This window comes from Leucobacter sp. Psy1 (assembly GCF_020096995.1).
In the GTDB taxonomy this organism is placed as follows: Bacteria; Actinomycetota; Actinomycetes; order Actinomycetales; family Microbacteriaceae; genus Leucobacter.
In genome coordinates, this window is sequence record NZ_CP083692.1 from 1,556,897 (window position 1) to 1,567,294 (window position 10,398).

At 69.4% G+C, this 10,398-nt stretch carries 10 protein-coding genes; all 10 read left to right on the top strand.

Features of this window, described 5'->3' with window-relative positions; genetic code table 11:
* Positions 1-20: 20 nt before the first annotated feature.
* The 10 genes from K8P10_RS07290 to K8P10_RS07335 all read left to right on the top strand — a co-directional run bounded on the left by K8P10_RS07290 (position 21) and on the right by K8P10_RS07335 (position 10,369).
* Positions 21-854 carry a Cof-type HAD-IIB family hydrolase gene (locus tag K8P10_RS07290; RefSeq protein WP_224781136.1) on the top strand — a complete coding sequence of 278 codons (834 nt, stop codon included), beginning with the start codon at positions 21-23 and terminating at the stop codon, positions 852-854.
* The gene (locus K8P10_RS07295) at positions 855-1,757 is read left to right on the top strand and encodes a TIGR01777 family oxidoreductase (protein WP_224781137.1); all 903 of its coding nucleotides are present in this window, start codon (positions 855-857) and stop codon (positions 1,755-1,757) included.
* On the top strand, positions 1,754-2,182 hold the full coding sequence (locus tag K8P10_RS07300; RefSeq protein ID WP_224781138.1) for a pyrimidine dimer DNA glycosylase/endonuclease V: 429 nt from the start codon (positions 1,754-1,756) through the stop codon (positions 2,180-2,182). The genes K8P10_RS07295 and K8P10_RS07300 overlap by 4 nt, the downstream gene beginning before the upstream one ends.
* Positions 2,183-2,277: 95 nt before the next feature.
* On the top strand, positions 2,278-3,423 hold the full coding sequence (locus tag K8P10_RS07305; protein WP_224781139.1) for a hypothetical protein: 1,146 nt from the start codon (positions 2,278-2,280) through the stop codon (positions 3,421-3,423).
* A 26-nt stretch (positions 3,424-3,449) separates the two neighbouring features.
* Positions 3,450-5,300 carry a translation elongation factor 4 gene (lepA, locus tag K8P10_RS07310; protein ID WP_224781140.1) on the top strand — a complete coding sequence of 617 codons (1,851 nt, stop codon included), beginning with the start codon at positions 3,450-3,452 and terminating at the stop codon, positions 5,298-5,300.
* Positions 5,297-6,070 carry a DUF1990 family protein gene (locus K8P10_RS07315; protein WP_224781141.1) on the top strand — a complete coding sequence of 258 codons (774 nt, stop codon included), beginning with the start codon at positions 5,297-5,299 and terminating at the stop codon, positions 6,068-6,070. The genes lepA and K8P10_RS07315 overlap by 4 nt, the downstream gene beginning before the upstream one ends.
* Positions 6,071-6,073: 3 nt before the next feature.
* On the top strand, positions 6,074-7,297 hold the full coding sequence (gene hemW, locus K8P10_RS07320; protein ID WP_224781142.1) for a radical SAM family heme chaperone HemW: 1,224 nt from the start codon (positions 6,074-6,076) through the stop codon (positions 7,295-7,297).
* A gap of 85 nt (positions 7,298-7,382) precedes the next feature.
* Positions 7,383-8,417 carry a heat-inducible transcriptional repressor HrcA gene (gene hrcA, locus K8P10_RS07325; RefSeq protein WP_224781143.1) on the top strand — a complete coding sequence of 345 codons (1,035 nt, stop codon included), beginning with the start codon at positions 7,383-7,385 and terminating at the stop codon, positions 8,415-8,417.
* 75 nt (positions 8,418-8,492) lie between these two features.
* Positions 8,493-9,599, top strand: coding sequence for a molecular chaperone DnaJ (gene dnaJ, locus K8P10_RS07330; protein ID WP_224781144.1), 1,107 nt, complete (start codon positions 8,493-8,495; stop codon positions 9,597-9,599).
* Positions 9,600-9,604: 5 nt separating this feature from the next.
* On the top strand, positions 9,605-10,369 hold the full coding sequence (locus tag K8P10_RS07335) for a 16S rRNA (uracil(1498)-N(3))-methyltransferase (RefSeq protein WP_224781145.1): 765 nt from the start codon (positions 9,605-9,607) through the stop codon (positions 10,367-10,369).
* Positions 10,370-10,398 lie beyond the last annotated feature (29 nt).

A 10,398-nucleotide genomic window follows, 5' to 3' on the forward strand; every position in this document is an offset into this window, starting at 1 on the left:
GGATTGAGGAGCGTGCATCGATGAGTCCGAGCCCCTGGTCAGACGCGATCCCGCTGGGGCGAGATCTCCGTCTCGTGGTGTGCGACATGGATGGGACGCTGCTCGATGGCGAACAGCGGATCCCGGATGACTTCTGGGCGGTCTCCGAGCGACTCGCCGACCGAGGCATCGCGCTCGTTCCGGCGAGCGGGAGGCAGTACGCAACGCTGCAGCGCATGTTCGCCGAGGAGCAGAGCGTCACCACCTTCATCGCAGAGAACGGCAATCTCGTGGTCCGCGACGGGGAAGCCGATGTCGTCGGGTGCCTGCCGCAGGAGTTGGTCCTCAGCGTCGCGGAGCGGGTGCGGGGGGCCGGCGACCGAGACCTGGGTCTCGTGTTCTGCGGGAGGCGGAGCGCGTACATCGAGCGCAGCGACGCGGCGTTCGTCTCTGAAGCGGAGCGCTATTACGCCCAACTGGAGGTCGTCGACGACCTGACGGAGGTGGACGACCTGCCGCTGAAGCTCGCGGTCTACGCGTTCGACGGCGCGGAGTCCGCGGCGCAGGACGTGCTGAGCGGGATACCCGGGACGCACGAGGTCGTCGTATCGGGCGAGCACTGGGCCGACATCATGAACCCCGACGTGAACAAGGGAGTCGCGCTGCGCGAGCTCCAGCGTGCGCTCGGGGTCACGCCGGCGCAGACGGCGGCCTTCGGCGACTACCTCAACGATCTCGAGATGCTGGAGGCAGCCGAACTGTCATTCGCGATGGAGAACGCACACGCCCGCGTCAAGGCCGGTGCGCGCTTCTCGGCCCCTTCGAACCGTGCGCACGGCGTGGTCCGCGTGCTCGAGCAGCTGCTGGAGGCGTAGATGAGGATCGTCATCGGCGGCGCCTCCGGCATGATCGGCACGGCGCTGCAGCACGAACTCCTGGCCCGCGGCGATGAGGTCGTCGCCCTAGTGCGGCGACCCGCGCGGAGGCCGGAGGAGCGGAGTTGGGATCCTGCCGAGCGGACCCTCGATCCGGAACACCTCACCGGCGCCGACGCCGTTGTGAATCTCTCGGGCGCGTCGCTCTCCCGGTTGCCGTGGACGCGAGCGTACCGTCAGGAGATCCTCGACTCGCGGGTCGATGCGACGGCGACAGTGACGGCGGCCCTGCGCTCACTCGCTGAGGCAGGGGACGCCGTGCCCACGCTCGTGAGCGGCTCCGCCGTCGGGTTCTACGGAGACCGGCCGGGGGAGATCCTCGATGAGCGATCGGCGCGAGGTTCGGGATTTCTCGCCGACGTCGTGGATCGGTGGGAGCGCGAGGCGCGGTCGGCGCCGGCCGCGACGCGTGTCGCGCTGATCCGGACCGGGATCGTCATCGGCGACGGAGGCGCCGGCCGAGTGCTCCGGCGGATCGCCCGCCTCGGTGTCGCCGGCCCCATCGGTCCGGGGACCCAGCACTGGCCGTGGGTCAGCCTGCGCGACGAGGTCGACGCCATCGTCCACCTGATCGACGGGGATCGCGAGGGAGTGGTCAACGCGGTTGGACCCGAACCAGCGACCGCCGCTGACATCGTCCGGGCGGTGGCACGTGAGACGCGACGCCCCTACTGGGCTCCGCTGCCCGCGCCAGTCGTTTCCGGTCTGCTCGGCACCGGGGGTCGCGAGATGCTGCTCGCCGATCAGCATGCTCGTCCGGCGGCGCTCGAGGCTGCAGGATTCGCGTTCCGGCATCGGACGGTCGACGAGGCGATCCGCGCGGAACTGGTGCCAGGCGCGTGAGGCTCTGGTCGCTGCACCCCAGGCAGCTCGACCGGGTCGGCCTGGTGGCGTGCTGGCGTGAGTCCCTGCTGGCGCAGAACGTGCTCGCCGGGAAGACGCGGGGGTACCGCAATCATCCGCAGTTGACGCGCTTCCGCGCCACCGAGTTCCCCCTGAACGCCGTCGGAGCGTACCTGGTGGGCCTCCAGGGGGAGGCGACGCGACGCGGGTACCGCTTCAACGAGGAGAAGATCCTCGACTCGTCGGACCTCGGCGGTGCGATTCCCGTGACGAACGGGCAGCTCGCGTACGAGTGGGAGCACCTCGGACGCAAGTTCGAGCAGCGCAGTCCGGAGCTTGTCGAGGCGTGGCGCACCGGAACACCTGAGCCCCATCCGCTGTTCGCGCCCCGCCCGGGTGGCATCGAGGAGTGGGAGCGGCCGTGACAGTGCCCGAAGCGACGGGATTCCCGTCGTCGCGTGCGAGCCGGATACACTGACCTGTGGTCGGCGAGCGCCGGCCGCAGACGCAGGGAGCTGGTGTGACGGGGGAAACGGTGAGTGAAGCCGAGGCTGCACCGACGCCGCGTCGTCCTGTCAGGAAGCGGCGCTCCCAGCGGTGGATCTGGGTGCTGCTCAGTCTGCTCGCCGTGCTGCTGCTCGGCGGGGGGATCTCGCTCCCGCTCATCCTGCACCAGTCCGATTCGCGCCAGTACGCCGACGTCATCGCCGAGAGCATCGCGGTGCGAGACGATCTGCGCGAAGTGGCACCGCGAGCCGACGCGGCCGAGCTGATCGCGCACCTGCGCGTCGAGGCCTCGGACGGTGCCGTCGAGACCCTTCAGACGATCGGTGACGCGGAGGAGCCGATCCTGACCCCGGAAGTAGCTGAAGCGGTGAGCGCAGCCGCCACGACGCTCAGCGACGCCCGCGCGACCGCTCCAGCCGTTCCCGACCCCACACTCGTCGAGCAGTACGACGCGGCACTGGTGGCCGACGATTCCACCCTCCCGACCTCCCCGTTCGACCTCGAGGTTGACGACGTGGTCGTCGCGCTCGACATCCGCCCGTCGGCGAGCAAGGTGCGACCAGTGCCCGAGGCCGAGGTCGGGGCGAAGGCGATCGCAGACGCCCGATCGCAACTCGAGGCGGATCGTACCGCCCTCGAGGAGACGACCAGCCGGTTCGAATCGGCCGTCTCGATCGGCGATGGCGTCGCGGCATCGGTGGCGGCCTCGCTCGGTCCCGTGCAGGCGGCCGCCGAATCGGTCCCCGAGCAGGCGGAGATCGTCTTCCAGGAGTACTTCGCAGCCGTCGAGGAGCACGAGGGAATCGTGGAAGCCGCCACGACGCTGGAGGATCTCCTGGCAGAGGAGGCCTCCGTGAGCGACGCGGATCGGGCGCTGCGTCTGGCCTCGGGAGTGGCGAACTACGTGACGGCGGCGGATGCTGCGCGCGAGGCGCAGGAAGAGTACGTTGAGCAGACGCCGGAGACGACGCCGTCTGACCCGGCGCCTCAGGTTCCCGGTCCCAGTGATCCCGGCTCCGGAGCAGCATCGGCCGAGGGAACGGCCGACACTGATTCCGGCGACGGCGCGGAGGCCGAAGTGGCGAGCGGCGGAGCGGCGCCTGAGGACGGCTCGGCGGCCGGCGAACCGGACACGGAAGCCGAGACCGCAGCGGGGTAGCCCAGGACGTGGGATAATGGCGGACAATGTCTCCACGCACCGCACATCCCCCAGCCCCGGCCGCGACCGCGCCTGCGGTGATCCGCAACTTCTGCATCATCGCGCACATCGACCACGGGAAGTCGACGCTCGCCGACCGCATGCTGCAGATCACCGGAACCGTTCCCGAGCGCGAAATGCGCGCGCAGTACCTCGATCGGATGGACATCGAGCGGGAGCGCGGGATCACGATCAAGTCCCAGGCGGTGCGCATGCACTGGGATGCAGACGGTACCGCGTACGCGCTCAACATGATCGACACGCCGGGACACGTCGACTTCAGCTACGAGGTGTCGCGCTCGTTGGCCGCGTGCGAGGGAGCGATCCTGCTCGTCGATGCGGCGCAGGGCATCGAGGCCCAGACGCTGGCGAACCTGTATCTCGCGATGGAGCACGACCTGGAGATCATCCCGGTGCTCAACAAGATCGACCTGCCCGCTGCGGAGCCCGAGCGCGTCGCGCGGGAGATCACCGACCTCATCGGGGGAGACCCGGCAGACATTCTCGCCGTCTCGGGCAAGACCGGTGCGGGCGTGGAGGAACTGCTCGACCGCGTCGTCGAGCGTGTGCCAGCACCCGTCGGCGATGCTGACGGCCCCGCCCGCGCCATGATCTTCGACTCGGTCTACGACTCGTACCGCGGTGTCGTCACGTACGTGCGCATGGTCGACGGGCGACTCGAGCCCCGAGAGAAGATCCAGATGATGTCGACGGGCGCCGAGCACGAGGCGCTCGAGATCGGCGTCTCATCGCCAGAGCCGCAGGCGACACGCGGACTCGCCGTCGGCGAGGTCGGCTACCTCATCACCGGGGTGAAGGACGTGCGGCAGTCGAAGGTGGGCGACACCGTGACGGCGAAGCGGCACCCGGCGACCGAGGCGCTGCCGGGGTACACCGATCCGAAGCCCATGGTGTTCTCGGGGCTCTACCCGCTCGACGGGAGCGACTACCCGATCCTGCGCGAGGCGCTCGACAAGCTGAAGCTCTCTGACGCGGCGCTCCAGTACGAGCCGGAGACCTCTGTGGCGCTCGGATTCGGGTTCCGCTGCGGGTTCCTCGGCCTGCTCCACCTCGAGATCATCTCGGAGCGCCTGCGTCGCGAGTTCGATCTCGACCTCATCGCGACGGCGCCGAGCGTGATCTACGAGGTGACTCGTGAGGACGGCGGCGTCGTCACCGTCACGAACCCATCGGAGTACCCGGATGGCAAGATCGCGAGCGTCCGTGAACCCATGGTGCGCACGGCGATCCTCGTGCCGAAGGACTACGTCGGCACCATCATGGACCTGTGCCAGTCGCGCCGCGGCAGTCTGCTCGGCATGGAGTACCTGGGCGAGCGAGTAGAGCTCCGGTACGCCATGCCGCTCGGCGAGATCGTGTTCGATTTCTTCGACCATCTGAAGAGCCGGACGCAGGGGTACGCCAGCCTCGATTACGAGCCCATGGGGGATCAGGAGGCCGATCTCGTGAAGGTCGACATCCTGCTCCAGGGCGACAAGGTCGACGCGTTCAGCGCCATCGTCCACCGGGACAGCGCGTACCACTACGGGACGATGATGGCGGAGCGCCTGCGCAAGCTCATTCCGCGGCAGCAGTTCGAGGTGCCCATCCAGGCGGCGATCGGTGCCAGGGTGATCGCACGCGAGACGATCCGCGCGATCCGCAAGGACGTGCTCGCGAAGTGCTACGGCGGCGACATCAGCCGCAAGCGCAAGCTGCTCGAGAAGCAGAAGGAAGGCAAGAAGCGCATGAAGATGGTGGGGCGCGTGGAAGTGCCGCAGGAGGCGTTCATCGCGGCGCTCTCCGGCGACGTGGAGGGCAAGGAGGTCAAGAAATGAGCCCGGCCTCCCAGCGCAACCAGCCGGTTCGCCGGCGCAGCACGCACCAGGGGATGCCGATGGCCTATGCGGCCGTTGGCGCCTCGAGCGCTCCCGACCTCATGCGGTTCCCGCCAGAGGACACGACGCCGTACGAGGACGAGGTGAAGCTCGGCAGCGGGCAGGATCGGTTCCTCGTCGCCTCGAGCCTCTTGATGACGTGGGGCGCGCAGCGCGGAGCCGGGTACACCGTCTCCGATATCGACCCGGGCGAGGGTGAGCAGTACACCGGCCTCACCTTCGACGAGGGCGGACGCCCCGAGAGCTCGGGGCACGCCGAGCACCAGTACGGGCCGGACGGCGAACCGTACCTCACGGCGGGCACGACCGCTGTGATCGACCGTGGCGCAGGCGAGACGCCGCACGCCATCATGGTCGTCTACACCGTCGACGAGCCGCGCCGAGTGGGCTTCGCCTGGGGCGCCGCCGACGAGACGGGGGCGATCGGCGAGCAGCTCCTCACGGTCGAGTACCGCGACGACGACTCGGTGTGGGCCTGCGCGCGCGGGTTCATGGCCGCCGCGCAGAGCGGTCTGCTCGGTTTGAAGGGCCGGGCAACGCTGAAGTCCGAACTCGCGGCAGCGCACGCGCAGCTCCGCGCGCTCGCCCCGCACGCGGTCGTTGAAGCCGGCCTGCTGCCGACCTCGTCTGGGTCGGCGCCGGCCGAGTCGGTGGTGATGGAGGACGGACCGGCAGACGCCTCGCCCTCCGATGAGCGCGAGCTGCCGTAACCGGTGCCGAGCATACTGCCAGACGGCGACCCGGCCCCCGAGGACGGCGCACTGCCCGACTCGGTGGTCGTCGGCGCCGAGGATCGCCCGTTCGGCGTCTACGTCCACGTGCCCTACTGCCGGGTACGGTGCGGATACTGCGACTTCAACACCTACACGGCGAGCGAGCTCGGCGGCACGAGTCGCGCCGACTACGCGGCGCAGGCCGCCACTGAGATCGCTTTCGGCGGCGACGTGCTCCGCCGCGCAGATCTGCCGGAGCGTCCGGCGTCCACGGTGTTCTTCGGTGGCGGCACCCCGACGCTGCTGCCCGCCGAGGATCTGGTGCTCATGCTCGACCGGATCCGGTCGGTCTGGGGCCTCGCCCCCGACGCCGAGATCACGACCGAGGCCAACCCGGATTCGGTGGACAGCGCCTACCTGTCGAGGCTCGCGGCCGCCGGATTCACCCGGGTGAGTTTCGGCATGCAGTCGGCGGTGCCGTCGGTGCTCGCGACGCTCGATCGCACGCATGCGCCGGAGCGGGTACCGCTCGTCGTCGAGTGGGCCCGCGAGGCCGGGTTGCAGGTGAGCGTCGACCTGATCTACGGCACGCCGGGGGAGACGCTCGACGACTGGTCCCGGTCGGTCGATACCGCTCTCGAACTGGCGCCCGACCACATCTCCGCGTACGCTCTCATCGTCGAGAACGGCACCAAACTCGCCGCGCGGATCCGTCGCGGTGAGATCGCGGCCCCCGACGACGACCTGCACGCCGAGATGTACGAGCTCGCCGACGCCCGTTTCGGCGAGGCGGGGTACGACTGGTACGAGATCAGCAACTGGTCGACCTCCCTCGCGACGCGGTCGCGGCACAACCTCTCCTACTGGACGGGTGCCGACTGGTGGGGCGTCGGTCCAGGGGCTCACAGCCACGCGGGTGGTGTGCGGTGGTGGAACGTGAAGCATCCGCGCGCCTACGCCGAGCGCATCGCCGCCGGTGTGTCACCGGCACACGCGCGAGAGCTGCTCGACGCGGGATCGCGGCGGAGCGAGCGCGTGCTCTTGGAGACCCGCATCGCCGATGGGCTCCCCGCGGACGTGCTCGAGGCCGATGAACGCCGTGCGATCCCCGAGCTCATCGCGGAGGGACTCATCGACGGCAAGGCGGCGATCCGGGGCAGGGTGACGCCGACGCTGCGCGGCAGACTGCTCGCCGACACGGTCGTCCAGCGACTCCTCCGTTAGGTGGACGCTCCTGCGGTAGGATTGGCACTCGGGGTTTGCGAGTGCCAGACACCCTGACGAGTGACGGCGGAGGAGAGGAGGACGCATGGTTTCCGGACGCAGTCTCGACGTGCTGCACGCGATCGTGAGCGATTACGTGTCGTCCAACGAGCCCGTCGGCTCGAAGTCCATCGTTGCGCGGCACCAGTTCGGCGTGTCCGCGGCGACGATCAGAAACGATATGGCGCTGCTCGAGGAGGAGGAGCTCATCGCGGCCCCGCACACCTCGTCTGGCCGTGTGCCGACCGACAAGGGCTACCGCACCTACGTCGATACGCTTGCGCGCATCCGGCCGCTGAGCCAGGCGCAGCGCGCCGCGATCGAGGTCTTCCTGCAGGAATCGCGCGACCTCGACGACGTGATGGTGCGCACCGTGAGATTGCTCGCGCAGCTCACGAACCAGGTCGCCGTGGTCCAGTACCCCTCGCTGCGGAAGACGACGGTCAGGCACATCGACCTCGTCGCCGTCGGCGAGGATCGTGTGCTGTGCGTCCTGATCCTCGGGAGCGGGGTCGTCGAGCAGCAGATCGCGCGCCTGCCAGCTGAACAGGTGACCGAAGCCTGGGTGCACGGTCTCAGGCAGCGGATCGCCGGGTCGATCGTCGGGAGCGACGTCGAATCCGCCGTGTCAGGGGTGCAGTCCCTCGTGGAGACGCTCGACGACTGGGCGGCGCCAGACGAATCCGAGCTGGTCCGCCGCGTACTCGACGTCGTGATCGACCAGCTGCGCGCCAACCGCACCGACCGCATCGCGATCGCGGGGGCGGCGAACCTGTCGAGGCCGGGCGAGTTCACGGGCGACCTCCACAGCGTGCTCGAGGCGATCGAGGAGCAGGTGACCCTGCTCAAGCTCTTCGGCGAGCTCGCCCACGGCGACGGCGATGTAGCAGCATCGATCGGGCGGGAGAACGCCCCGTACGGGTTGAGCGCGGCGGCAGTGATCGCATCGAGCTACGAGAGCGACGGGGAGTCGATCTCTCGCCTCGGCGTGCTCGGGCCGACCCGTATGGACTACGCCGGGAACATCGCGGCGGTGCGCGCCGTTGCACGGTACCTGAGCCGTGCGCTCGGCGACGAATGACTGACGGGCGCTCGCGCGCACGCGCGGTGCCCCGAACCGGACTGAACGAACGACGAACCAGAGGAGCTGCACACGGTGGCTGACCACTACGAGACGCTGGGACTCTCGCGCGAGGCGAGTGCGGACGAGATCAAGAAGGCGTACCGCAAGCTCGCGCGGCAGCTGCATCCAGACGTGAATCCGAGCGAGGAGGCGGCGGAGCGCTTCAAGAGCGTGACGCACGCCTATGACGTGCTGAGCGATCCGGATCAGCGGCGCCGCTACGACATGGGAGGCGGCGAAGGCGGCGGAGGAGCCGCGGGATTCAGCGACATCTTCGAGACTTTCTTCGGCGGCGGAGGATTCGGCGGCGGCACGGCGGGACCCCGTTCGCGTTCCCAGCGCGGCGATGATGCGCTGATTCGCGTCGATGTCACGCTCGACGAGGTCATCTTCGGGGCGCAGCGCGACGTGACCGTGAACACGGCCGTTATCTGCGAGACCTGTCAGGGCAGTTGCTGCCAGCCGGGCACCCACCCGGTGACCTGCGAGATCTGCGGGGGCCAGGGCCAGGTCCAGCGGCAGGTGCGGTCGCTCTTCGGCAACGTCGTCACCATGCATCCCTGCGGCAACTGCTCCGGTTTCGGCACCGTCATCGAGCACCCCTGCGTCGAGTGCGGGGGCAAGGGACGCGTCCGGGAGCGCCGCACCATGTCGATCGACGTCCCCTCCGGCGTGGACACCGGCACGCGCATGCAGATGCGCGGCGGGGGAGAGGTCGGGCCGGGTGGCGGCCCGAACGGCGATCTCTTCATCGAGTTCCGCGTCGCGCACCACGACATCTTCAGTCGCGACGGTGATGACCTGCTGTCGACGATGCACACGAGCATGGTCGATGCGATTCTCGGCACCCAGGTCACCGTCGAGGGGCTCGACGGCGAGATCGTCGTCGACCTGCCAGCGGGGTCCCAGTCCGGCGACGTCATCACGGTGAGGGGCCGCGGGATCCAGGGGTTGCAGACCACGCATCGCGGCGACCTGAAGATCGCGCTGCAGGTGCACACGCCGACGCGGCTCTCGAACCGCGAGAAGGATCTCGTCCGGCAGTTCGCGGCGCAGCACGGAAACGAGTCGCCTGCGCTCGGCGAGTTCCAGCAGAGCTTCTTCGGTAAGATCCGCGACCGCTTCTTCCGCCAGGGCTGAATCGCGTGGCGAACCTCTACCTCGTCCCCGCAGGGTCGCTCGACGCTTCGCGCGCCGGCGATGCGGTGCACGTCGACGGGGAGGAGGGGCGCCACGCCGTTCGCGTGAGCCGGCTCCGCGCTGGCGAGGCGATCGCACTGGCCGATGGGGGCGGCGTGCGTGTCAACGGCATCGTCGAGCACGTCGGGAAGGACGCGTTCTCGGTCCGGATCGACGAACCTGAGCGGGAGCCGGAACGAGTGCCGTCGCTGACGCTCGTGCAGGCACTCGCCAAGGGCGATCGCGACGAACGCGCCGTCGAGCAGGCGACCGAGTTCGGTGTCGACGCCATCGTCCCGTGGCAGGCCGAACGCTCCGTTTCCCGGTGGAGCGGTGACGCCGCGAAGGCCGCGAAGGGCGAGGCGAAGTGGCAGCGCATCGCCCGGGAGGCCGCCAAGCAGTCGATGCGGGCGCGCGTCCCGGCGATCCTGCCGCTCACGCACCTGGACGATCTCTGCTCCGGCATCGAACCGGGGGTCAGGGAGACGCTCGTGCTGCACCCGCGCGGCACGCATCGGTTGAGCGAGTGGAGCGCAGGCGGAGTCGGGGAGGGTTCGCTGCGCGAGATCCGGCTTGTCGTCGGGCCGGAGGGCGGCCTCTCCGACGCCGAGATCGAGCGTCTGGTCGCTGTCGGCGCACGCGTGACGACCCTCGGCGACTCCGTGCTCCGCACCTCGAGCGCCGGGCCGGCCGCCCTCGCCGTGCTGAACGTGGCGCTCGGCCGTTGGTGACGGTCGCGGCGCGGAAGGTACACTGATCT